Source organism: Glycomyces sambucus (assembly GCF_900102815.1).
Lineage (GTDB): Bacteria > Actinomycetota > Actinomycetes > Mycobacteriales > Micromonosporaceae > Glycomyces > Glycomyces sambucus.
Window position 1 is genome coordinate 450763 of record NZ_FNGF01000001.1, and the last position, 24212, is coordinate 474974.

The following is a 24212-nucleotide window of genomic DNA, read 5'->3' on the forward strand; positions in this document are numbered from 1 at the left end:
TGCACTCCAGGTCGTAGCGTCGCCGGTATGAGACGAACACTCGGTCAGAGCGGTATCGACGTCAGCGGGATCGGCATGGGCTGCTGGGCGATCGGCGGACCCTTCCACAACGACAACGGCCCGAGCGGGTGGGGCGAGGTCGACGACGAGGAGTCGACCCGCACGATCCACCGGGCCCTGGAACTCGGCGTCGACTTCTTCGACACCGCCGACGTCTACGGCGCCGGCCACAGCGAACGCGTCCTCGGCCGGGCCCTCGCCGGGCGCCGCGACCAGGTCGCCATCGCCACCAAGTGGGGCTGGAACTTCGACGAGGCGACCAAGTACGCCGTCGGCGGGAACGACACCGCCGCGTACGTGCGCCAGGCGGTCGCGGCCTCGCTCGACCGGCTCGGCACCGACTACATCGACCTGTACCAGCTCCACATCGGCGACCTCGCGGCCGACCGGGCCGCGGCGCTGCTGGAGCCCCTGGAAGCGCTGGTGGAGGAGGGGAAAATCCGGGCATACGGTTGGAGCACCGACCTGCCCGACCGCGCCGAGTCGTGGGCGCGGGACGGCGCGCACTTCGCGGCGGTCCAGCACGACTGCTCGGTGCTGCACGGGTCGCCGGAGATGCTGGAGGTGTGCGAGCGGCACGGCCTCGCCTCGGTCGACCGCGGTCCGCTCGCGATGGGGCTGCTGACCGGGAAGTACACGGCCGCGACGCAGGTCGGGCCGGGCGACGTGCGGGGGTCCGGAGTGGAGTGGATGACCCTGTTCGGCAAGGACGGCAGGCCGTCGGCCGCGCACCTGGCGCGGCTGGAGTCGGTGCGCGAGGTGCTGACGTCGGAGGGCCGCACGCTCGCGCAGGGCGCGCTCGCGTGGCTGTGGGCGGTCAGCGACAGGACGGTCCCGATCCCGGGGTGCCGGACGGTCGCGCAGGTCGAGGACAACGCCGGGGCGCTCGACAAGGGACCGCTCACGGCCGCGCAGGTCGCCGAGATCGCGGCGCTGCTGGGGCCCTGACATTCGGGGCATCGGGCCGCTGACCTGCGCTGTTCGGGTGCACCCCACGGTGAAAGGTAAGGTCAGCGCTACCGACATGGGTCCGGTTTCTGTTTAGTGTCGGCTTGTACAGACTTGCCGGGATCGAACAGAAGCAGGGCCCATGACACCCCCGACCGCCCCCCTCCGGCCGCCCGCGGCCGCCGCCCGAAAGCCGGCCACGGTCCGGATCGCCGCCAGGAGCGCGGCCAACCCGTGGAAGGCCATCATCGCCTGGACCGTGTTCGTGGCCGTGTGCTTCGGCGCCGGCACCGCGGCCGGCACGAACCAGACCGCGTTCTCCGACTACTGGATCGGCGAGGCCGGTGAGGCCGAGGGCCTGGCCGTCGCCGGCGGCGTCGAGGCGCCCGCCGTCGAGTACGTCCTCATCACCTCGCCCGCGGCGCCGCTCGATGCGGCCGCCGCCGAAGCGGCCGCGGCCGACCTGACGGCGCGGATGAGCGCGCTCGACGAGGTCGCCGAGGTATCCGCGCCCGTCACCGCCGACGACGGCGACGCCGTCCTGGTCTCGGTGACGATGTCGATGCCCGCCCACGAGGCGGGCGACCGCCTCGACCCGCTCCTGGCGGCCACCGAGGCCGTCCAGGCCGGGCATCCGGACGTGGAGGTCGCCGAGACCGGCCGCAAGTCGATCGCGAACGAGCTCGACGAGCAGCTGGGCGCCGAACTCGCCGGGGTCGAGCGGTTCACGCTGCCGATCACGCTCGCGATCCTGTTCCTGGTGTTCGGGTCGCTGCTCTTGGCGGGCGTGCCGCTCGCGCTCGCGGTCAGCTCGATCCTCGCGGCCCTCGGCGTCTACGCCCTGGCCTCGCACTTCTTCCCCGACGCGGGCGGTGCGGTCACAAGCGTCCTGGCGATGATCGGCATGGCCGTGGGCGTGGACTACTCGCTGTTCTACCTCAAGCGCGTGCGCGAAGAGCAGGAGCGCCTGGGCGGGGCGGGCGGCCTCGCCGCCGCGGTGGAGCTCGCCGCCGCGACCGCCGGGCGGACCATCGTCACCTCCGGGATCGCCGTCATCGTCTCGCTCGCCGGGCTGTACCTGGTCGACGACGTCATCTTCTCCTCGATCGCGACCGCGTGCATCATCGTCGTCGCCATCGCCATGGTCAGTTCGCTGACCGTGCTCCCCGCGCTGCTGGCGAAGGTGGGCCGCCGCATCGGCGGCGGCAGGCTCATGCGGCGCAGGGAGAACCGGGAGCCGCACCGGGTGTGGGGCGCGCTGCTGCGCCCCGCGCTGCGCCATCCCGGGGCCACCGCCGCGATCGGGCTCGCCGTCATCGTGGGCCTCGCCGCGCCCGCGCTCGCGATGACCACGAGCGTCGAGGGCAAGGAGACGTTCCCGAAGTCGCTGCCGACGATCGCGGCCTACGACGCGCTCACCGCCGCGTTCCCGGACACCGGGGTCGCGCACACCGTGGTCGCGCGGGTGGACCCCGCCGACGCGGACGCCCTCGCCGCGGCCGTGGCGCAGCTGGAGGCCGCGACGCAGGAGAGCGAGCTGTTCGCGGCGACGGACGGGCCGCGCCTGCGGGTCGGCGAGGACGGCGCGTCGGTCGCGATCGACCTGCCCGTCCCGTACCCGACGAGCGACCCGCGGGCCGCCGAGTCGCTGGAGCTGCTGCGCGGCGAGCTGGTCCCGGACACGGTCGGGCGGATCGACGGCGCCGAGTACGCCGTCTCCGGCGAGCCCGCCTACGCGGAGGACTACTCGGCGCACCAGTCGGTGCGGCTGTTCCTCGTCGTCGGGTTCGTGCTGGCGTCGGCGCTGGTCATCATGCTGCTGGCGTTCCGATCGCTCGTCGTCGCGGTGCTGAGCATGGTCCTCAACCTCCTGTCGACGCTCGCCGCCTGGGGCGCGCTGGTCCTGGTGTTCCAGGGCACCTGGGCCGAGCCGCTCCTCGACTTCGACTCCCCCGGGTTCATCGGCACGCGCACCCCGCTCATGGTCTTCGCGATCCTCTTCGGACTGTCGCTCGACTACCAGCTGTTCGTGCTCAGCCGCATCAAGGAGGCCGCCCAGCGCGGCCTGGAGCCGCGCGAGGCGATCCGCGAGGGCCTGCTGTCGTCGGCGAGTGTCGTCACCAGCGCGGCCGTCATCATGATGTCGGTGTTCGTGGCGTTCGTGTTCATCGACCGCATCGAGATGAAGCAGCTCGGGTTCGCCCTGGCGCTCGGGGTGCTCCTAGACGCCGTGGTCGTGCGGGTCATGGTGCTGCCGGCGCTCATGGCGACGGTCGCCAGGGCCGGGCGGTGGCCGGCGCGCTGGGCGCCGACCGGGGCTCACCAGAGGTCGGAGGGCCAGGCGCTCAGGACCGGGGCGTCGTAGTCGCCGGTGGTGGTGACCAGCTCCCCCGGGGTGAAGGAGGCGGCCGCCCCGGGGAGGGCGGCCCCTGCCCCGGAGGCGAGGTCGTAGGCGTAGAGGTCGTACGAGGTCCAGCCCCACATTCCCGCGTCGCTGTAGAGCCACAGGGTGTTCCCGACGGCGGTGGCGCGGTCGCCGCTGCCGAAGTCGGCGCTCGCTCGCCAGCGCTCGGTGCCGTCGGGGTCGTAGAGGGCGAGGTTTTCGGCGCCGGCGTCCCAGCCGACGACGGCGAGGGCGCCGGAGGCCGGGTCGAGGGCCACCGCCTGGCCTTCGCCGGGGGCTTCGCGGACGGCGGTGCCGGTGGCGGCGTCGTCGCGGACCTGGACACCTGCTTCTGAACCAGCGCTGAACACCGACCGGCCGCGCGGATCGCCCCGCGCGGCCGGTCGATGCGGCAGTGCCGTCGATGCGTCAGGCGCTGGCGGCGTCCTGGACCTCGCCGATCAGCTCCTCGATGATGTCCTCCAGGAAGAGGACGCCCGTGGTCGCGCCCGCGGGCCCGGTGACCCGGGCGACGTGGGCGTTCTGGGCGCGGATCTGCGCGAGCGCGTCTTCGAGCTCGGCCCCGGCCTCGACCACCGGGAGGTCGCGGACGCGGTCCGCGGGGATCGGGGCGTCGAGGTCGGTCAGGTCGAGCACGTCCTTGAGGTGCAGGTACGCGTGCGGCGCCGCGCCGTTGCGGATGACGTAGCGGGAGTACCCGCTCGCCGAGACCGCCTCCTGCACCTGCCGCGGCGTCGGATCGGCCGGCAGCAGGACCAGGTCCCGCAGCGGCACCTCCACGTCGGCGACGGTCTTCTCGGTGAACTCGAACGCCGCGGTGAGCGTGCCCGAGTCGTCCACGAGGGTGCCCTCGCGCTGGGACTCCTCGACGATCGTGGCGACCTCGTCGATCGTGTAGGCGCTCTGGGCCTCGTCCTTCGGTTCGATCCGGAAGAGCCGCAGGATGCCGTTCGCGATCGCGTTCAGCGCCCAGATCAGGGGCCGCACGGCCCGCGACACGAGCACCAGCGGCGGCGCCAGGATGAGCGCCGCGCGGTCGGGCACGGAGAACGCGATGTTCTTCGGGATCATCTCGCCGAAGACCACGTGCAGGAACGTCACCAGCAGCAGCGCCACCGCGAACGCGATCCCCGTGACGGCGGCCGGGGTGAGCCCGGTCCAGCCCAGCGGGTACTCGAGCAGGTGGTGGATGGCCGGTTCGGAGACGTTCAGGATCACCAGCGAGCACACGGTGATGCCGAGCTGGCTGGTGGCCAGCATGAGCGTCGCGTGCTCCATGGCCCACAGCGTGGTCTTGGCCGCGCGGCTGCCGGCGGCGGCGCGCGGTTCGATCTGGGAGCGGCGCGCCGAGATGACGGCGAACTCCGCGCCCACGAAGAAGGCGTTGGCGACCAGGAGGACCACCAGCCAGACCAGTCCGGGAAGGTACTCGCTCATCGTTCGCTCTCCTGCTCGAAGGTCTCCAGGATGCGCTCGCGGGTGCCGCCGAACGCGGGGTCGGTCGCCTTGTCGTCGGGCAGGTAGCGGAACCGGTCGATGCGCGAGCCCGTCAGGCGGTCCACGCGCAGGAGGCCGCGGTCGAGGCGGATCTCCTCCCCCAGGGCGGGGATGCGCTCGAGGCGGTCGAGGACGTAGCCCGCGACGGTCTCGTAGTCCTCGCCCTCGGGGATGCGCACGCCCGCGCGCTCCCACAGCTCGTCGGGGCGCAGCGCCCCGGAGAGCACGATCGAGTCGGGGTGCTTGACGACCAGGCTCTGGCGCCGGTCGTGCTCGTCGTGGACCTCGCCGAGGAGTTCTTCCACGAGGTCTTCGAGCGTGACGATCCCGGCGGTGCCGCCGTACTCGTCGACGACCACGGCGATCTGGAAGCCGCGCCCGCGCAGCCGGCCCAGGAGCGACCCGACGCCCGCGGTCTCGGGGACCTTGAGCGGCGCCGACATGACCTCGGTGACGGGCACCGCGCCGCGGCGGTCGGCCGCGACGGCGTAGGCGGTCTTGACGTGGGCGACGCCGATGACGTCGTCCACGTCCTCGCCGAGGACCGGGAACCGGGAGTGCCCGGTCCGGGCGGCCTCGGCGACCACGTCGGCCGCGGTCGCGGTGCGCTCCAAGGTGACCGCGTTGACGCGCGGGGTCATGACCTCGCCCGCGGTGTGGTTGGAGAACGTGAGGGTGCGGTGGAGCATCGTGGCCTCGTCGCGGTCCAGCGCGCCCTCGGTCGCCGAGCGGCGGATGAGGAAGCTCAGCTCCTCGGCGCTGCGGGCGCCGGAGAGCTCCTCCTTGGGCTCGATGCCCATGGCGCGGATGGTGCGGTTCGCGGTGCCGTTGAACAGCGCGATGACCGGCTTGAAGACGTACGTGAAGCCGATCTGGAACGGGACCACGAGCTTCGCGGTGGCGAGCGGGACCGCCAGCGCGAAGTTCTTGGGCGCGAGTTCGCCGAGGATCATCGAGAACAGGGTCGCGACGACGATGGAGACGACCGCTCCGATGGCGCCGACCGCGGAGTCGGCGACGCCGACGCCCAGGAGCGGTTCGCGCAGGAGCGAGCTGATGGCCGGTTCGAAGGTGTAGCCGGCCAGGAGGGTGGTGAGGGTGATGCCCAACTGGGCGCCCGAGAGGTGCGTGGAGGTGACTTTCAGCGCCTTGATGGTCGGGCCGAGGCCCTTCTCGCCGCGCTCTTGCCTGCGCTCCAGTTCGGGCCGGTCCAGGTTGACCAGCGCGAACTCGGAGGCGACGAACAGTCCGGTACCGATGGTCAGTACGACACCCGCGAGGATGCCCCAGACTTCCGTGCTCAACGCTCACCTCGCTGCGACATCGCCGGGACCGGCAGTGGCCGCCCCGAGGTGAGCCAGGGTTTATGACTGGGTGAATCGTCCATGCCGACGAGGATAGCGGTGGCCGGCCGGTGTGTGCAGGGTGTCGGCGCCCGAATCACATTCCGTGCCGGTCCGGTGCGTCAGAGCCCGGTCTTGCCTTGGGGTCCGGGGCCCGAGAGCGGCCCGGTGGCGGGCGTGTCGGGGTCGGCGGCGCGGGTCTCGCGGATGCGGCGCAGGGTCCAGCCGATGTGGCGCTCGATCGCGGCGGCGGCGGCCTCGGGGTCGCCCTTGGCGAGGACGTCGCGCAGTTCGGCGTGCTCGCTCCAGGCGGAGGCGCGGAAGTGGTCGCGGTCGAGGCGGGCGTTGAGGAACATGGAGACCTGGCTGCGCAGGAGGCTCCAGGTGCGCCGGAGGCGGGCGTGGTCGGCGCCGGCGTAGACGAGGTCGTGGAACTCCAGGTCGAGGGCCACGTGGTCGTCGCCTTCGGCGAGGGCCTTCATGCGGGCGATGACGTCGTCCATCCGCGCGAGGGCGGCGTCGTCGATGCGGGCGGCGCAGCGCTCCATGGCGAGGCGTTCGATGGCCAGGCGCAGGGAGTAGACCTCTTCGATGTCGTCGAAGGTGAGGGTGATGACGCGGGCGCCGCGGTGGCGCTGGGACTCGATGAGGCCGTCGCGTTCGAGGATGGAGATGGCCTCGCGGACGGGGCCGCGGCTGACGGCCATGGACTCGGCGAGCTCGGCCTCCTTGAGGCGTTCGCCGGGGGCGAGGACGCCGCGCGTGATCATCTCGCGCAGCCGGTCGGCGACGAGTGTGGACAGCGCGGGCGGCATCGCGGGCGCGGCCGTGAGATCCGACGTCGCCAAGTCCGTCCCCTTTCCGTGGTGCCGGACCGCGGTGCGATCCGGGGATCAAGTGTATGACGCTGGGCCGGTGGCCCTTCAGGCCCCGAGGACCCGGTCGAGGTAGGCGTTGCGGAACTTGCCGGAGGGGTCGTTGTGTGCGGCGAGTTCGGCGAAGTCGCGGCCGCGGGGGAAGCGGGCGAGGCGGTCGGCGAAGGCGGGTCCGGCGAGCTTGCCCCAGTGGGGGCGGGCGTCGTGGCGGTCGAGGACGCGTTCGACGGCGGCGAGGGCGGCGCGGACGGCGGGCATGTCGGGTTTCCAGGTGAAGTGGACGCCCGCGGTGGGGCGGTGGTGGGCGCCGCTGAGCCAGAGGCCGTCGGCGGCCATGGTGCGGATCTCGGAGACCAGGAGCGCGGGGTTGACGGCGTCGGCTTCGCGGCGCAGTTCGCGCAGCACCTGCGGGAGGTGCGCGCGGTCGACGAAGTACTCGCTCTGGAGTTCGTCGCCGGCGTTCGAGGGCGGGGCGTCGTGGCGGAAGTGCGGGAGGCGTTCGAGCCAGGGGCCCATGGCGCCGCCCTGGAGGGTGACGGTGTCGTCGGAGGCCCCGGCGACCGGGGAGACGGCGCGGGCGCGGGAGCGGCGGGCGGTGACGCCGTCGGGCAGGCGCGGCTCGGTGTGGTGCTTGAGGAGGACCTGGGTGATCGCGGGGGACGCCCAGTCCTGGATGAACAGGCTGGTGCTGTAGGCGCCGGCGGTGAGGGCGTCGAAGGCGTCGAGGACCGGTTCCCATGGGGCGTCGAGGAAGAGGTCTTGGCGGAGGTCGAAGCTCTCGCGCACGTCGAGGTCGAGGCGGGTGGCGATCCCGAGGGCGCCGAGGGCGACCACGGAGCCGTCGAAGGCGTCGTCGCCGCGGCTGACGCGGGCGAGGGCGCCGTCGGCGCGGACGTACTCGATCGCGGCGACGTACCCGGAGAGGACGGGGTTGGCGTCGCCGGAGCCGTGGGTGCCGGTGGCGACGGCGCCCGCGACGGAGATGTGCGGGAGGGACCCCATGTTGCCGAGGGCGAGCCCTTCGGCGTGGAGGGCGCGGGCGACGTGCGCGAAGGGGGCGCCGGCGGGGACGGAGGCGGTGCGGCGGTCGGGGGCGACGCGGACGTCGGCGGGGAGCGCGGCGGTGGAGACCATGAGGCCGGTGGTGTCGGCGATGTCGTTGAAGGAGTGGGCGGTGCCGACGGCGCGGACGCGGTCGGCGGCGGCGACGGCCTCCTGGAGTTCGGGGATCGTGGCGGGGTGGGCGGTCCGGTCGGTGGAGAAGCGGACGTTGCCGGCCCAGTTGGTGTTCATGCGGTGCCTTTCAGGGTGTTCGGGGAGCGGTCGTGCGGGGTGTCGATGTGGGAGGGCGCCAGGCGCAGGAGGACCCAGCCGATGTGGTCCTCGATCGCGGCGACCGCGGCGGCGGGGTCGCCGGTGGCGAGGGCGTCGCGCAGGCGCAGGTGCTTGGCGTGGCTGGTGGAGCGGAAGTAGTCGCCGTCGGTGCGGGAGTGGAGGAAGACGGCGACCTGGCCGCGGATGGGCGCCCAGGTGCGGTCGAGGCGGGCGTGGGCGGCGGCCTCGTAGACGAGGTCGTGGAACTCCAGGTCGAGGGCGGCGACGTCGGCCGCGGGGGCGGTCTCGGGGAGGTCCCGCATGCGGTCGAGGACGCCGTCGAGGGCGGCCCGGAGCTCGGGGGTGAGGCGTTCGGCGGCGCGGGCCATCGCGAGGCGTTCGATGGCCAGGCGCAGGGAGTAGACCTCCTCGATGTCGCGGGCGGTGAGGCTGATGACGCGGGCGCCGCGGTAGCGCTGGGTCTCCACGAGCCCTTCGGCGGTGAGCAGCGCGATGGCCTCGCGGACGGGGCCGCGGCTGACGTGGAGCGCGGCGGCGAGCTCGGCCTCCTTGAGCCGTTCGCCGGGGGCGAGCCCGCCGTGCGTGATCATGTCGCGCAGCCGGTCGGCGACGAGGGCCGCGAGGGCGGGCGCGCTCGCGGCGAGGTCGACGGCGGGGCCGCCGAAGGGGACGGTGTCCACGGTTCCTCCTGGAAGGGGTCCCGGGAAGCCTACCAGAAAATTGCAGATTGTTTCTTGTTGACAATCTCCAATCCGGCGATTAGCGTTCGTCGCGTCGGCCCCGGTGCCAGTTCCATCCCCGAGCCGACGTCCCTCGCAGTGGCACCGGATCGCGCAAGGAGGCGCGCTGAATGGTCCAGATATCCCGGAGAACACTCCTCGGAGCAGGGGCGGCGCTCGGCGCCGGACCGCTGCTCACCGCCTGCGGCTCCCCGTTCGACGACACCACCGCCGCCGGCGGGAACGTCCTGGAGTTCGTCACCTTCTACACCGGCCCCGACGGCGTCGTCATGCAGGGCATCGTCGACCGGTACAACGAGCAGTCGACCGGGGCGCAGATCCGCATGTCCGCCCCCGCGTACGGCGGCGACTACCTCACCAAGCTCGTCACCTCGTCCATCGCCGGGAACCCGCCCGCGATCATGGCCCTCCACAACAACGAGGTCCCGCCCCTGCGCCGGTTCCTGCACGAGCTCGACCTCGCCTCGTTCGGCTTCGCCGAGGCCGACTTCGTGGAGGGCACGCAGGACCTCGGCCTCGTCGACGGGAAGCGCCTGGGCATCACCATGAGCACCGGCCCGCAGGCGATGGTCTACAACAAGCGCCTGTTCGCCGACGCCGGCCTCGACCCCGAGTCGCCGCCGGCCGACGCGCGGGAGTTCCTGGAGGCCGGCAAGGCCCTCAAGGAGTCCGGCGTGTGGGGCTTCATCCGCGAGCCCGCCGCGTGGATGCCGTGGCTGACCATGAACTGGCAGAACGGCGGCGAGATCGTCGCCGAGGACGGCACGGCGCTGTTCGACTCCGACGCCTCCCTGGAGGCGATCGACATGGAGCGGCGCTGGGTCCACGAGGACGGCATCGCCCCCTCCCAGCTCCTCGACGGCGTCCAGATGGGCCAGCAGTTCCAGGACGAGCAGGTCGGGATGATCTTCATCGGCCCGTGGGGCCTGGCCGACATGGTCAAGGCCACCGAGGAGGACGGCAAGGACTTCGGGGTCGCGCCGCTCCCGGCGTTCTTCGACGCCGCCCCGGCCGTCGCCGCGACCTCCCACGTCTACTGCATCCCCAAGCAGCGCAGCAACGACGACTGGGTGAGCGCCGAGGCCGCCAAGTTCATCGAGTGGGTGGTGCGCGAGGGCTCGGTCACCTGGGCCGGGTCGCAGGCGCCCTCCTTCAACGGGGTCGACGCCGCGATCGCCGCCAGCGACGACCCGGTCGTCACCGCGATGACCACGTTCGTCGCCGAGCAGCCGCGCGCCCGGTTCCTGCCGTACGTGCCGCGCTGGAACCAGGCGTTCACCTACCTCACCAGCGCCACGCAGTCCATCGTGTACCGCAACGAGGACCCGCAGGCGCTCATGTCCCAGGCCGCCGAGCAGGCCACCGCCGCGATCAAGGGGGCCACGCGATGACCGCCGCCACCGAGACCCGGGCAGCCCCCGCGAAGCCGAAGCGCCGCAAGCGGCTCACGCGGACCGGGATCCTGTTCGCCGCCCCGTTCCTGGCGCTGCTGGTGTTCCTGTGGGTCGTGCCCGTCGTCAACGGCTTCTGGGTCAGCCTCACCGACACCAACATGGCCGAGGGCACCGGCGGGTTCGTCGGCCTCGACAACTACGCGAACCTCGCCACCGACCCCGACTTCCATGCGGCCCTTGGCAACACCGCCCTGTTCGTGGTCCTCAACGTGCCCGTGCTGGTGGCGGTGGGGCTGCTCCTGGCGATGCTGCTCAACCAGCGGCTCGGCGGGCGCGGCGCGATCCGGGCGGCGTTCATCTCCCCCTACCTGCTCACCGGCGCCGCCGTCGCCATCATCTGGCAGACCGCGCTCAACCCGCTGAGCGGCAACGTCAACCAGATCCTCGGCGCGGTCGGCCTGCCCGAGCAGGCGTGGCTGTCGACGCCCGGCGAGGCGATGGGCGCGGTCGTGCTCATCACCCTGTGGTGGCGCGTCGGGTTCCCGCTGCTGGTGCTCCTCGCCGCGCTCCAGGACATCCCCGCGCAGCTCTACGAGGCCGCGAAGATCGACGGCGCGAACGTGTGGCAGCGGTTCCGGTACATCACGCTCCCGGCCATCGCCCCGGTGCTCATGCTCGTGGTGCTGCTGCGGCTCATCGACTCGTTCAAGGTCTTCGAGCAGGTCTACCTGGTGACGCAGGGCGGGCCCGCCGGCTCGACCCGGGTCGTGCTCCAGATGCTCTACGAGTCCGGCTTCCGCGACTTCCAGACCGGGTACGCCTCGGCCGTCGGCTGGGCGCTGGCCCTCATCATCCTCGTCGTCACCGTCATCCAGCTCGCGCTCACCCGAAGGAGGGCATCGTGACGACAGTTGAAGCAGCCGTCGCGGCCGAGACCGAACGCCCCGCCCGCCGCCCCAAGGGCGGGCCCGACCGGCGCGCCCGCCGCATCGCCACCGCGGTCGCCGCGGTCCTGGCCTTGGCCTGGACCCTGCCGATCCTGTGGGTCCTCATCGGCTCGTTCAACGCCGAGCGGATCACCTCCGGCACCGGGTTCTACCCGTCCGACCCCACCGGCGAGAACTGGTCGAAGCTCGTGCAGCCCGACGGGCGCGCGGTGAACGTGTTCATCGCGTTCTTCAACAGCACCGTCGTCGCCGTGACCGCCACCGTGCTCGCGCTCGTCGTGTGCTCGATGATGGCGTACGCGCTCGCCCGGCTGCCGTTCCGCGGCTCCGCGGTGGTCCTCGCCGCGATCGTCCTCATGATGCTCGTGCCGACCGAGGTCATCCTGGTGCCGCTGTTCAAGCAGTTCGCGGCGCTCGGGCTGCTGAACACCTACGGGGCCTTGATCATCCCGCACGTGGTGTCGCTGTTCGGGGTGGTGCTGCTGCGGCAGTTCATCGCGAACCTGCCCGTGGAGCTCACCGAGGCCGCGAAGATCGACGGCGCCAACGCCTGGCAGAACTACCGCTACATCGTGCTGCCGCTCATCCGGCCCGGCCTGGCGACGCTCGGCATCCTCGTGTTCCTCGCGGCCTGGAACGACTTCCTGTGGCCGCTCATCGCCACCAGCACCCCGTCCATGCAGACGCTGCCGCTCGCGCTCATCACGTTCCGGTCCGCCTACGGCGACAGCGAGTACGGGGTGGTCATGGCGTCCACGATCCTCGCCATCACCCCGCCGCTGCTCATCTTCCTCCTCGCCCAGCGATTCATCGTCGCGGGCATCAGCAACACCGGTCTGAAAGGTTGACAATGGCCAACACCACGCGATCCTCCGAGCACGCCGGGCACAACCGGGTGCACCCGACCGCCGCCCGGTCCGACCCGGACCCGCGGCACGTGCGCGAAGCGGAGGTCCGCATCGACGCCGCCGCCCCGAGCGGGGCGCTCGCGCCGATCTGGGCGAGCATGGGCTACGACGAGATCAACTACACCTACCGGCCCGACGGGAAGCGCCTGCTGGGCGCCATCGGCGAGTTCTCCCCGCAGGCGTTCCACGTGCGGCCCCACTACATGTTCTGCTCCGGCTCCGGCTGGGGGCAGCCGCACTGGGGCAACGGGAACGTCTACCACGAGGACGCCGAAGGGAACCCGTTCTACGACTTCACGCTCCTGGACGAGACGTACGACGCGATCGTGGGCGCCGGCCACCACGTGCTCGTCGAACTCGGGTTCACGCCCAAGGACCTGGTGCCCGAGAAGGCGAAGGACGTCTTCCCGGTGATCTCCAGCCCCACCGTCTACAGCGCCTACGAGCACGGCCTGTGGTCGTTCCCGCCCAAGGACTACGGCAAGTGGGCCGGGCTGTGCGCCGCCACCGCCGCGCACGTCCTGGAGCGCTACGGCGCCGAGGAGGTCGCGACCTGGGTGTGGGAGCTGTGGAACGAGCCCGACATCTTCTACTGGCGCGGCACTCCGCAGCAGTACTACGACCTGTACACGGTGACCGTGGAGGCGATCCGGAGCGTGCTGCCGGACGCGCGCGTCGGCGGCCCCTCGGTCACCGGCGGCGACGCGGGCGTCGAGTTCCTGCGCGGGTTCCTGGAGCACTGCAAGGAGACCGGGACGCCGCTGGACTACGTCTCGTTCCACACCAAGGGGTCGGCGTTCACGCCGTGGCGGACCTACGGGCCCATCGGGGCGCCCGCGCCCGTCCAGGAGTCCCCGTCTTCGATGAAGATGCTGTTCGAGGTGGACCGGCTCCTGGCGGTCATGGGCGAGTTCCCAGAGTACGCGGGCCTGCCCGCGCTCATCGACGAGTGCGACGCGGGCGTGCCCGCCCACCACTCCGCCTACGACAACCCGAACTTCCGGTTCCAGAACACCGAGTACTACCCGGTGTTCCAGGCCAAGCTCATGAAGAAGCTCCTCGACCTCAGCGACGCGTACCGGGGCAACATCGAGCAGGCCACCACCTGGTCGTTCTACTTCGAGGGCGAACGGTACTTCGAGGGCACGCGGTCGTGGACCACCCAGGGCGGCATCGAGAAGCCGTTCATGAACGCCTACCGGCTCTTCGCGCGCCTCGGCGGCGAGCGACTGCCGGCGCAGTCCGACGCGTCGTTCCCCATCGACGACCTCTCCGGGCGCGAGTACGGGATGCCCGAGGAGGTCGACGCCCTCGCCTCGATCGGCGCGGACGGCACCGTGACCGCGCTCGTGTGGCGCCACGGCGACGACCAGTACGCGCAGGACGCCGAGCCGACCGCCGCGGTGCTGGCCTTCAGCGGCCTCGCCGCCGCCTCCTACACCGCCACGGAGTACCGGATCGACGCCGACCACTCCAACGCGCACACCGTGTGGGAGGCGCTCGGGTCGCCGCAGGAGCCCGACGCGGAGGACCTGGCCCGCATCCACTCCCGGCAGGGCCTGGAGACGCTGGGCGAGCCGCGCGCGGTGGACGTCGAGGGCGGGGCCCTGCGGTACGAGACCGCGCTGCCGCTGCCGTCGGTGTCCCTGGTGGTGCTGGAACCGCGATGACCGAGACCCAGTTGTTCGTCGGCGGCCGCCTCCGCGCGGCCGCCGGCGGCGGGACGATGCCGCTCCACGACCCGGCCACCGGTCGGGTGACCGGGAGCGCGGCGCGGGCGAGCGAGTCTGATGTGGACGAGGCGTTGGAGGCGGTGGCGCGCGGCGCCGCCGCGTGGCGCCGGTCCGACCCGCGGGAGCGGGCGCGGGTCCTCGACGGGGCCGCGGCGCTGCTGCGGTCGCGGGCCGAGGAGGTCGCGCGGGCGATCACCGCCGAGCAGGGCAAGCCGCTGGGCGAGGCGCGCGCCGAGGTCGAGCAGTCCGCCGGGTACTTCGACTGGTTCGCCAAGGAGGCCGTGCGCGACCTCGGCCGCACCTGGTCGGACGGCGACCGCACGTTCGCGGTCGAGCGCCGCCCGATCGGGCCCGTGGCCGCGTTCACGGCCTGGAACTTCCCGGCCTCGCTCCCGGCGCGCAAGCTCGCCCCGGCCGTGGCCGCCGGGTGCTCGATCCTGGTCAAGCCCGCCGAGGAGGCGCCGAGCGCGGCGCTCGCGATGGCGCGGTGCCTGGTCGAGGCGGGCCTGCCCGGCGACGCGGTCGCCGTGGTCACCGGGGACGCCCCCGCGATCGCCGAGCGCGTCATCGGGTCGCCGGTGATCCGCAAGATCACCCTGACCGGGTCGATCCCGGTCGGGCGCGAACTCGTGCGGCTCTCGGCCGAGCACCTGCAGCCGCTCAGCCTCGAACTCGGCGGCCACGCCCCGGCGATCGTGCTGCCGGGAGCCGACATCGCCGCTGCCGCAAGGACACTGGCGAGCGCGAAGTTCCGCAACGCCGGGCAGGTGTGCATCTCCCCCACCCGGTTCTTCGTGCCGGAGGCCGACGCGGAGGCGTTCGCGGCCGAGTTCGCGCGCACCGCCGCGGCACTGGTGGTCGGGCCCGGGGACCGTGACGGCGTGGACGTGGGCCCGCTCGCCAACGAGCGGCGCCTGGCGGCCGTGGAGTCCCTGGTGGCGGACCTGCGGGAGGGCGGCGCGCGGGTGCTCACCGGCGGGCGCCGGCCCGAGGGCCTGCCCGGGTGGTTCTACGAGCCCACGGTGGTGGTCGACGTGCCCGCGACCGCGCGGGTGCTCACCGAGGAGCCGTTCGGGCCGGTCGCGCCGATCCTGCCGTACGCGGACCTCGACGAGGCCGTGGCCCGCGCGAACGCCGTGGAGCAGGGCCTCGCGGCCTACGTCTTCGGTCCCGAGGACGCGGGGCGCGAGGCGGCGGCGCGGCTGGAGGTCGGCATGGTCGGGGTGAACAGCACCGCCCTGGCGGTCGCCGAAGCGCCGTTCGGCGGCGTCAAGTCCTCCGGCTACGGCCGCGAGGGCGGCACCGAGGGCATCGGCGAGTACACCGTCGCCGTCTACACCCAGGTCCGCCCCCAGTAGTGGCGGCCCGTCCCGCGGATCGGCGCCGGTCGGCGCCGATCCGCGGGGGCCCTTGGCTACTGGGCCAGGATCTCGCGGCTGGCCTCGTCCATCTCGGTGAAGACGTCGGCGTCGCGCTCGAAGGTGAAGAACGCCTCGCTCAGCGGCGAGATGGCGTCGCCGACCTCCTGGCCGTGCTCGAAGGCGGGCGTCTCGAAGAGGGTGCCCGCCTCGAACTGGGCCGTGAACGGCGTGATGTCGATGCCCTGCGCGCCCAGGGACTCGGTGGTGACGGCCATCGAGGAGGCGATCGACGGGAAGAAGCTGCCGTCGGCGCCCGCGAGGTCCTGGCACTCGGGCGAGTTCATGTACGAGATCCACGCGAAGGACTCGTCCGGGTGCTCGGTGCCGGCCCAGATGGAGTCGGCGTTGGAGTTGGAGAGCGCGCGGCGCTCGCCTTCGGGGCCGATGACGCTGGGCGCGATGCCGACGTTCAGGTCCGGGAGCGCGTAGAAGCTGGTGGCGTTCCACGACCCGGACTGGACGATCGCCACCGAGCCGGAGCCGAGCTGCTCGGCCTGGCCCAGCGTGAACTCGCCCTCGGCGGGCGTGAGGCCGCGGGTGGAGAGGTCGCGCAGGTACTCGGCGGTGGCGACGTAGCGCGGGTCGGAGTACTGGAGCGTGGTGGGCCAGTTGGGCTCGTCGCCGAGGGTCCAGCCGGTGGTCGAGGCGAAGTTGGCCCAGGTGTCCTGGCCGTTGACGCCGTTGGAGCCCAGGGAGTTGATGCCGTAGACGGCGACGTTCTCGGGGTCGAAGCCGGGCTCGTCGCCGCGCACGCCGTTCTCGTCCACGGTGAGGCGGGCGATGACGTCCTCGAAGGTGCCGCCGTCGTCCGGGTTCCAGGTCATGTTCATGACGTCCTCGGCGGTGAGCCCGGCGTCGGCGAGCATGTCGGCGTTGTAGTAGAACGCGACCGTGGCCCAGTCCTTGGGGAGCCCGTAGAGCGAGTCGTCGGTGTAGGTCCAGGTGGGGACCCCGACCGCGAGCTGGTCGAGGTCGTAGCCGGTGGACTCGACGTAGTCGTCCAGGGGCAGGAGCTGGCCCTGCGAGGTGTACTCGGGGTAGTTGTTCACGTGGTCCATGAACGTGTCCGGGGCGCTGCCGGCGACGAAGCCCGCGGTGAGCTTGGTCCAGTAGTCGTCCCAGGCGTACTGGGAGATCTCGACGGTGACGCCCGGGTTGGCCTCCTCGAAGGCGGGGACGCACTTCTCCCAGGACTGGGCCTGCTTCTCGTCCCAGGTCCACCACTGGACGACGGCGCCGTCCCCGTCGGAGGAGGCGCCGCACGCGGCGGCGGTCGCGGCGAGGACCGCGCAGGCGGCGATCGAGGCGAGTCGGATCGGTCTCATGGCTCGGTGGTTCCTGTTCGTCGGGGACGGGGACACGGGGGCACGGGGATCACCGCTCGCCGGTCGTCGGTGACCACGAGCATCGTAAGGACCCCCGGGGCCCGGGCAGAATGGCTTTCTCGACGCGCCCCCTGGACGTTTCGACTGATGCCTCCGGCCCGGTCTCTCCCGTTTCGCGAACCGCCTGAAAGGGCTTACACTCGCATCGGCCGCGGGTGCACCCGCTCGTGGCCGACCCGGCACCGCGAATGCTCGTACCCTTCTCCACCTGGCCTTCTTCACCCAAGGAGTCTCCATTGCATCAGCAGCAGCACGCCGTCAAGGAACGCCTCGACCGCTTCGTCAGGGAGCGGCTGGAGCCCGCGAGGGAGCGGGCGAGCGCGCCGGTCCGGGTCGAGGCGTGGGCGGCGCCCGGTGAGCCGGTGCCGTTCAACGAGGCCGCGGCGCAGGAGTACGCGCCCGTCGAGGAGGGCCACGCGTGGGGCCGGGCCTGGGGCACGGTGTGGTTCCGGGTCTCGGGCACCGTGCCGGCCGAGTGGTCGGCGGGCGCCGACGAGGTCGAGCTGAGCGTGGACCCGGGGTTCGTCGGGGACGGCGCGGGGTTCCAGGTGGAGGCCCTGGTCTTCGACGGCAGCGGCCGGGCGCTCAAGGCGATCGAGCCGAAGAACGACTACGTGCGGCTGCACCTGGCGCCGGGTGAGTCGTTCGAGCTCTACATCGAGGCCGCCGCGAACCCGGACGTGTTCACCTCCGGCGAGCGGTACGCGCCGACCCCGCTGGGCCGCTGGGAGACCGCGCCCGACACCCCGATCTACCGGCTCGGCCGGATCGCCGTGGTCCGCCGGGACGCGGCGGTGTGGGAGCTGGTCCAGGACGTCGCCACGGTGCGCGGCCTGGCGCTGGAGCTGCCGGAGGGCTCGCCGCGGCGGGCCGAGCTGTTCGCGGCCCTCGACGCGATGGTCGACGCCGTCCACCCGCACGACGTGCACGCCACCGCCGAGGCGGGCCGGGAGGCGCTGCGGGAGGTCCTGGCCTCGCCCGCGGCGCGCAGCGCGCACCGGGTGTGGGCGGTGGGCCACGCGCACATCGACTCGGCGTGGCTGTGGCCGGTGCGCGAGACGGTGCGCAAGTGCGCGCGCACGTTCGCGAACGTCCTGGAGCTCATGGACGAGGACCCGGACCTGGTGTTCGCCTGTTCGTCGGCGCAGCAGTTCGCATGGATCAAGGAGCACTACCCGGAGCTGTTCGAGCGGATCCGGGCCCGGGTCGCGGAGGGCCGCTTCGTGCCCGTGGGCGGCATGTGGGTCGAGTCGGACACCAACATGCCCGGCTCGGAGGCGATGGCCCGCCAGTTCGTGGAGGGCAAGCGGTTCTTCCTGGAGGAGTTCGGGGTCGACACCCGCGAGGTGTGGCTGCCGGACTCGTTCGGGTACACCGGCGCGCTGCCGCAGATCGCGCGCGCGGCCGGGGCCGGGTACTTCCTGACCCAGAAGCTGTCGTGGAACGAGGTCAACAAGTACCCGCACCACTCGTTCGACTGGGAGGGCATCGACGGGACGCGGGTCTTCGCGCACTTCCCGCCGGTCGACACCTACAACTCGAAGCTGTCGCCGCGGGAGCTGGCGCACACCGAGCGGAACTTCGCCGACAAGGGCCGCGCGAACATGTCGCTGGTGCCCTTCGGGTTCGGCGACGGCGGCGGCGGGCCCACCCGCGAGATGATGTCCGCCGCGCGCCGCGCGGCCGACCTGGAGGGGTCGCCGACGGTGCGGATCGCGCCGCCGATCGAGTTCTTCGAGGCCGCCGAGGCGGAGCTGGAGTCGCGCCCGGTGTGGAGCGGCGAGCTGTACCTGGAGAACCACCGCGGCACGTACGCGTCGCAGGCGCGCACCAAGCGCGGCAACCGCCGCAGCGAGGCGCTGCTGCACGAGGCCGAGCTGTGGGCGGCCACCGCGGCGGTGCGCACGGGCGCGCCTTACCCGCACGAGCTGCTGCGGCGGGCGTGGCGCACGGTGCTGCTCAACCAGTTCCACGACATCCTGCCCGGGTCCTCGATCGGCTGGGTCTACGACCAGGCCGCGAAGGAGTACGCGCAGATCGAGGCGGAGCTGGAGCCGGTGATCGCGGACGCGGTCGCGGCCCTGGGTTCGGAGGGCGAGGGCGGGTTCGTGAACTCCGGGCCGTACCCGCTCGACGGCGTGCCCGCGTTCGGCGTCGGACCCAAGCGGGTCTCCGGCGCGGTCACCGTTGAGCGCGACGGGGATGCGATCACCGTCGCGAACGACGCGGTCGCGCTCGTCCTCGACGCCGACGGGCTCATCACCTCCCTGGTGGACAAGGCGACCGGGCGCGAGACCGTGCCGCCGGGCGAGCGCGCCGGGCTGCTCCAGGTCTTCACCGACACCCCGCGCCACTACGACGCGTGGGACGTCGACATCGAGTACCGCCGCTCCGGCCGCGACCTCGTCGCCGCCGAGGAGGTCGCGGTGGGCGAGGACGGCGGCGAACGCGCGGTCGTGCGCGTCGCCCGGACCTTCGGGTCCTCGACGATCATGCAGACGATCACCGTCGAGGCCGGGCGCGGCGCGGTCGACGTGGAGACGAGCGTCGACTGGCACGAGCGCCAGCACATGCTCAAGTTCGCGTTCCCCGTCGACGTGCACACCGCCTCGGCGCGCTCGGAGATCCAGTTCGGGCACATCGAGCGGCCCACGCACACGAACACGAGCTGGGACGAGGCCCGGTTCGAGACCTGCGCGCACCGCTGGGTGCACGTGGCCGAGGCCGGGTGGGGCCTGGGCGTCGCGAACGACGCGACCTACGGGCACGACGTCACGCGCCACCCGCGCGAGGGCGGCGGCACGTTCTCGGTGGTGCGCCAGACCCTGCTGAAGTCCCCGCTGTTCCCCGACCCCGAGGCGGACCAGGGCGGGCACGTCTTCCGCACCTCGCTCGTTCCCGGCGGCGTGGCCGAGGCCGTCGCGGCCGGGTACCGGCTCAACCTGCCGCTGCGCGCGACCGGCGCGGGCGCGGTGGAGCCGCTGGTGCGGGTCGCGAACCCGGCCGTGGTGGTGGAGACGGTGAAGCTCGCCGAGGACGATTCCGGCGACGTGGTCGTGCGGCTCTACGAGGCGCACGGGACGCGCACCGACGCGGTCCTGGACCTGGGCTTCGCGGCCGCGGGCGCGGTCGAGACCGACCTGCTGGAGCGCGAGAGCGCACCGGCGGCGGTCACGGCGAGCGGCGCCGGCTCGGTGTCGCTGTCGCTGCGGCCGTTCCAGCTCGTGACGCTGCGCCTGGCGCGGGCGTAGCGGGACGAACCGAGGGCCGGGCGCGGGTGCGCCCGGCCCTTTCCGCTGCCGTGGGAGCGAAGACCCTGGACGATCCGCCGCCCGTGGTGTTGTATTGGCGTATGCCGATCGAAGAGGGCTTCCGCGGGCAGCGCCTGGTCGTGGTCCCGCGCCCGCAGGTCGCCGAGGCGCTGCGGCGCCCGGTGACGCGCCGCCTGCTGGTGACCGACGCGGGCTACTACCCGGCCGCCGCCGACCACCGGATGCAGCGCCCGCGCGGCGCCGAGGAGGCGATCGTCATCGTCTGCGCCTCCGGCACCGGCTGGGCGCGGGTGGGCGCGGGCATGCACCGGCTCGGCGCGTGGCAGGCGCTCGTCATCCCCCGCGGCGTCCCGCACGAGTACGGCGCCGACGCGCGCGACCCCTGGACGATCTGGTGGGCGCACCTCGCCGGGACCGACGTCACCGAGCTCATCGAGAGCCTCGCGGCCTCCACCGACCGGCCCGTGGTCCCGGTGCGGGCCATCGACCGCGCGGTGGCGCTCCTCGACGAGATCGTCACCGGCCTCGAACGCGACCAGTCCCCCGTCCGGCTCCTCGGCGCGGCCGGCGCCGCGTGGAAGCTCCTGACGCAGATCAACGTCGACCGGCTCCTGCCCGAGCCCGGGGACCCGTTGCAGCGGGCCATGAACTACCTCGCCGAACGCCTCGACGGCAAGGTGAAGGTGTCCGAGCTGGCGAGCCTCGTCGGGGTCTCCCCTTCGCACCTGGGCACGCTGTTCCGCAAGGCCACGGGCGGCGGCGTCCTCGCCCACCACACGGCGCTGCGGATGGCACGGGCGCGGCAGCTCCTCGACGCCACCGACGCCACGATCACCGAGATCGCCTTCGACGTGGGCTTCGACGACGCGTTCTACTTCTCGCGGGTCTTCCGCCGCCACCACGGCATGAGCCCCAGCGAGTTCCGCCTGCGCTACACCGGCTGAAGCCGCAGCCCCCACTCCACGGTCCAGGTCTCGCCGGGCGCGAGCCAGTGCAGGCCCTCCCCGGTGTTGAGCGCGTCGGGCGGCGCGGTCATGGGCTCGACGGCGATCGCGGCGCGCGGGCCGTCGTCGGTGGCCAGCGCGGGGTCGACGTAGAGCTGGAACCAGCGGTGGTTGGCGTCGGCGCGCAGCTCGACCGAGGTGCCGTCGGGCGCGGTGAGGCGGTGGCGCGAAGGCCCTTGGGCGCGTTCGTAGGTGAGGTGGCGCGGGAGGCGCGCGAACGGGACGGGCTCGCGCAGGTCGTAGCCGGTGCCGGCCACCGCGAACGGCGGGCCGGGCAGGTGGGTGCGGCCGGGGAGGCGGGCGCGGTCGGCGTCGAGGCGGAGCGCGGCGGCGGGGGCGTCCCCGGCGCGCAGGTACGGGTGGGCGCCGGTGGCGGCGGGCGCGGGCCGGTCGCCGCGGTTGGTGATCGCGGTGGCGGCGTCGAGTCCGTCGGGGGCGAGGCGGTAGGTGACGGCCACGTCGAGGCGGAACGGGTAGCCCGGTTCGCCGTCGATCGCGGCGGCGAGCGTGACGGTGTCGGGGGCCGCGTGGCGCACGGTGAAGTCCCGGTCGGCGAGGAGGCCGTGGTTGGCGTGGCCGAACTCGGGTTCGGTCACGGCGAGGCGCTGCTCGGCGCCGTCGTAGGTCCAGCGGGCGCTCGCGACCCGGTTGGGCCAGGGGGCGAGGACCGCCCCGGCCATGCCGGGCGGGTCGGCCGCGGCGGCGGTGGGTTCGACCAGGTCGCGGCCGTGGACGCGGAGGGAGCGCAGCGAGGCGGCCCGGGGTGAGACCTCCGCGGTGGAGGTCGCACCCGCGAGCAGGATCAGGCCGCGCCCGGTTTCACCCGGCATCGGTGAGGCGCAGCAGGACCGAGCGATCGACGTCGAGCGAGGGGGCCTCCAGGCCGGACTCGGCGAGGACCCGGCCGGGGAGCACGAGGTCGCTCCGCATCCACGGCGGGCGCTGGCCCTCGGGGACGGCGGCGGTGACGGCGAGTTCGGCGACGCGGTAGCGGCGGTCGGGGTCGAGGCCGGGGAAGCGCAGCCGCGGCGGGGGCCAGGCGGCGGGCCGGTCGAGGAGCGCGAACTGGAAGAGCGCGTCGCGCAGATCCGGGGAGACGACGCCTTCGAGGCGGACCTCGGATTCGGTGTCGGCGTGCACTACGTCGCCGGAGTGGAGGAGGGGCCGCAGTTCCTTGTGGGCGGCGACCCACGTCTGGAGGGCGGCGAACGCGGCGTCGTCGCAGCGGGTCAGGTCCTCCTCGACGCCGAGGTGTCCCCAGAGGACGGTGGCGGCGCGGAACTCCAGGGGCGCGGTGCGGCGGGTGGTGTGGGCGGTCTCGGCGCCGATGTGGTCGCCGTGGAGTTCGGGCGGCAGGAGCAGGCCGGTCCAGCGCTGGACGTCGATGCGCTCGTGCGGGTCGTTGCAGTCGGAGGGCCACACGCGGTCGGTGTGTTCCAGGACGCCGAGGTCGACGCGGCCGCCTCCGGAGGCGCACGACTCGATCTCCAGGCCGGGGTGGGCGGCGCGGAGTTCGCGCATCATGCGGTAGGCGCGCTCGGTCTGGCGGTGGACGCCGGGGGTGCCGTCGGGGGTGTGCCCGGCGTCGGTGAGGTACCGGTTGTGGTCCCACTTGACGTAGGCGATGCCGAGCCGGTCGATGAGGGCCGAGACCTGTTGGTACACATGCTGGTAGGCGCCGTCGTGGCCGAGGTCGAGGACGTGCTGGTGGCGGGAGGGCAGGCCGGGGCCGTGGCCGCCGTCGAAGAGCCATTCGGGGTGGGCGCGGGCGAGGTCGGAGTCGCGGTTGACCATCTCGGGCTCGAACCAGAGGCCGAAGTCCATGCCGAGGTCGCGCACGCGCTCGGCGAGGGGTGCGAGGCCGTCGGGCCAGCGCTCGGGGTCGACGGTCCAGTCGCCGAGGGAGGTGGTGTCGTCGCGGCGGCCGGTGAACCAGCCGTCGTCCACGACGAAGCGCTCGGCGCCGAGGGCGGCGGCGCGGTCGGCGAACCGGAGGAGGCGTTCGGGGTCGTGGTCGAAGTAGACGGCCTCCCAGGTGTTGACGAGGACGGGCCGCGGGGTCTTCGGGTGTTCGGGCCGGGCGCGGAGGTGGCGGTGGAACTGGGCGGCGAGGGCGTCGAGGCCGGTGCCACGGGCGCCGTAGAGCCATGGGGCGGTGTAGGTCTCGCCGGTGGCGAGGACGAGTTCGCCGGGGAGGAAGAGTGCGCCGCCGCGCAGGACGCGGGTCCCGGCGGGGGTGCGCTCGGCGGCGAGGGTCTGGTTGCCGCTCCAGCCGAGGTGGGCGCCCCAGGTGTCGCCGCCGCGGAACCCGAAACCGGGTTCGCCGGCGATGAGGAGGGTGGGGGCGTCGAGGCCGGGCTTGCCGCCGCGGGACTCGCGGACCCAGGCGCCGAGGGGGAACGGGTGGCGCTGCGGGACCTTCTCGTTGGCCCAGCGGCCGGTGAAGTCGAGGAGTTCGGCGGCGCGGTCGGGCACGGGGAGGGCGAGTTCGAGGGTGTCGAGGCGGTAGGGCTCGCCCTCGTTGCGCAGGGCGGCGCGGGTGCGCAGGAGCCCGGAGGCTTCGAGGCGGATCTCCACGGTGAGCGCGAGTTCGCTTGCGGTGTCGACGGATTCGACGGTGAGGACGGCGGCGTCGCCTTCGCCGAGGCGGGTGCCGGTGACGGAGAACAGGGGCGCCCAGGCGCGGCCGTCGCGGGACCCGGCGATGCCGGGCCGCCCGAGCCAGGCTTCGGCGAGCTGCGGGACCACCGGCACCGGCTGCGGGTAGGTGACGGCCGAGTCGCCGATCGTGGGCTCGGCGGCGCGGCGGACCGCGTCGAGGTCGGCGGCGGTCAGGTCGCCGAGGTCTGCTCCCCAGTGGAGGATCCGCGGGAGCCGTGCGTCCGTGAGCGACACGGCGACGCTGGTGCCGCCGCGCCGCAGGTGGACGACTGGTGAGTCGGTCAT

Annotated in this window: 18 protein-coding genes; 9 read left to right on the plus strand and 9 right to left on the minus strand. The window is 73.1% G+C overall.

What is annotated here, in order from left to right; genetic code table 11:
- Positions 1 to 27: 27 nt before the first annotated feature.
- Both BLS99_RS02100 and BLS99_RS02105 read left to right on the plus strand, forming a co-directional pair.
- The gene (locus BLS99_RS02100) at positions 28 to 1008 is read left to right on the plus strand and encodes an aldo/keto reductase (protein ID WP_091042701.1); all 981 of its coding nucleotides are present in this window, start codon (positions 28 to 30) and stop codon (positions 1006 to 1008) included.
- A 142-nt stretch (positions 1009 to 1150) separates the two neighbouring features.
- On the plus strand, positions 1151 to 3373 hold the full coding sequence (locus tag BLS99_RS02105; RefSeq protein ID WP_091042707.1) for an MMPL family transporter: 2223 nt from the start codon (positions 1151 to 1153) through the stop codon (positions 3371 to 3373).
- On the opposite strand, the gene BLS99_RS02110 is transcribed toward BLS99_RS02105, so the two are convergent.
- The 6 genes from BLS99_RS02110 to BLS99_RS02135 all read right to left on the minus strand — a co-directional run bounded on the left by BLS99_RS02110 (position 3328) and on the right by BLS99_RS02135 (position 9142).
- Positions 3328 to 3762 (minus strand): hypothetical protein, encoded by a 435-nt coding sequence (locus BLS99_RS02110; protein WP_091042710.1) that lies wholly within the window; start codon positions 3760 to 3762, stop codon positions 3328 to 3330. The genes BLS99_RS02105 and BLS99_RS02110 overlap by 46 nt on opposite strands.
- A 58-nt stretch (positions 3763 to 3820) precedes the next feature.
- Complete coding sequence (locus BLS99_RS02115) at positions 3821 to 4849, minus strand: hemolysin family protein (protein ID WP_091042713.1); 1029 nt, start codon at positions 4847 to 4849, stop codon at positions 3821 to 3823.
- Positions 4846 to 6213 (minus strand): hemolysin family protein, encoded by a 1368-nt coding sequence (locus BLS99_RS02120; protein WP_091042716.1) that lies wholly within the window; start codon positions 6211 to 6213, stop codon positions 4846 to 4848. The genes BLS99_RS02115 and BLS99_RS02120 overlap by 4 nt, the downstream gene beginning before the upstream one ends.
- A gap of 161 nt (positions 6214 to 6374) precedes the next feature.
- Positions 6375 to 7100, minus strand: a complete 726-nt coding sequence (locus tag BLS99_RS02125) for a GntR family transcriptional regulator (RefSeq protein WP_218126168.1) — start codon at positions 7098 to 7100, stop codon at positions 6375 to 6377.
- 75 nt (positions 7101 to 7175) lie between these two features.
- Complete coding sequence (locus BLS99_RS02130; RefSeq protein WP_091042721.1) at positions 7176 to 8420, minus strand: FAD-binding protein; 1245 nt, start codon at positions 8418 to 8420, stop codon at positions 7176 to 7178.
- Positions 8417 to 9142 carry a GntR family transcriptional regulator gene (locus tag BLS99_RS02135; RefSeq protein WP_091042723.1) on the minus strand — a complete coding sequence of 242 codons (726 nt, stop codon included), beginning with the start codon at positions 9140 to 9142 and terminating at the stop codon, positions 8417 to 8419. Before BLS99_RS02135 ends, BLS99_RS02130 begins: the two co-directional genes overlap by 4 nt.
- 170 nt (positions 9143 to 9312) lie before the next feature.
- On the opposite strand from BLS99_RS02135, the gene BLS99_RS02140 reads away from it, so the two are divergent.
- From BLS99_RS02140 to BLS99_RS02160, 5 genes are read left to right on the plus strand one after another with little or no spacing between them, the layout of a single operon-like run.
- Positions 9313 to 10593, plus strand: a complete 1281-nt coding sequence (locus BLS99_RS02140) for an extracellular solute-binding protein (RefSeq protein ID WP_091042727.1) — start codon at positions 9313 to 9315, stop codon at positions 10591 to 10593.
- Positions 10590 to 11501, plus strand: coding sequence for a carbohydrate ABC transporter permease (locus BLS99_RS02145; protein WP_091042730.1), 912 nt, complete (start codon positions 10590 to 10592; stop codon positions 11499 to 11501). The genes BLS99_RS02140 and BLS99_RS02145 overlap by 4 nt, the downstream gene beginning before the upstream one ends.
- Positions 11498 to 12391: a carbohydrate ABC transporter permease gene (locus BLS99_RS02150; RefSeq protein ID WP_091042733.1), complete on the plus strand. Its 894-nt coding sequence runs from the start codon at positions 11498 to 11500 to the stop codon at positions 12389 to 12391. The genes BLS99_RS02145 and BLS99_RS02150 overlap by 4 nt, the downstream gene beginning before the upstream one ends.
- 2 nt (positions 12392 to 12393) lie before the next feature.
- Entirely contained in the window at positions 12394 to 14121 is a 1728-nt protein-coding gene (locus tag BLS99_RS02155; protein ID WP_091042736.1) for a GH39 family glycosyl hydrolase, read from the plus strand.
- The gene (locus BLS99_RS02160) at positions 14118 to 15542 is read left to right on the plus strand and encodes an NAD-dependent succinate-semialdehyde dehydrogenase (protein WP_091042740.1); all 1425 of its coding nucleotides are present in this window, start codon (positions 14118 to 14120) and stop codon (positions 15540 to 15542) included. The genes BLS99_RS02155 and BLS99_RS02160 overlap by 4 nt, the downstream gene beginning before the upstream one ends.
- Positions 15543 to 15598: 56 nt before the next feature.
- On the opposite strand, the gene BLS99_RS02165 is transcribed toward BLS99_RS02160, so the two are convergent.
- Positions 15599 to 16930, minus strand: coding sequence for an ABC transporter substrate-binding protein (locus tag BLS99_RS02165; RefSeq protein ID WP_091042744.1), 1332 nt, complete (start codon positions 16928 to 16930; stop codon positions 15599 to 15601).
- 296 nt (positions 16931 to 17226) lie between these two features.
- Here BLS99_RS02165 and BLS99_RS02170 point away from each other — a divergent pair, with 296 nt between their 5' ends.
- Both BLS99_RS02170 and BLS99_RS02175 read left to right on the plus strand, forming a co-directional pair.
- Positions 17227 to 20241, plus strand: coding sequence for an alpha-mannosidase (locus BLS99_RS02170; protein ID WP_091042748.1), 3015 nt, complete (start codon positions 17227 to 17229; stop codon positions 20239 to 20241).
- A 101-nt stretch (positions 20242 to 20342) separates the two neighbouring features.
- Positions 20343 to 21206, plus strand: coding sequence for a helix-turn-helix transcriptional regulator (locus tag BLS99_RS02175; RefSeq protein WP_091042752.1), 864 nt, complete (start codon positions 20343 to 20345; stop codon positions 21204 to 21206).
- On the opposite strand, the gene BLS99_RS02180 is transcribed toward BLS99_RS02175, so the two are convergent.
- A complete protein-coding gene (locus BLS99_RS02180) occupies positions 21194 to 22096 on the minus strand; it encodes an aldose epimerase family protein (protein WP_091042755.1) in 903 nt (300 codons plus the stop codon). The two genes, BLS99_RS02175 and BLS99_RS02180, sit on opposite strands and share 13 nt — an antisense overlap.
- A complete protein-coding gene (locus BLS99_RS02185; RefSeq protein ID WP_091042759.1) occupies positions 22086 to 24212 on the minus strand; it encodes an alpha-galactosidase in 2127 nt (708 codons plus the stop codon). Before BLS99_RS02185 ends, BLS99_RS02180 begins: the two co-directional genes overlap by 11 nt.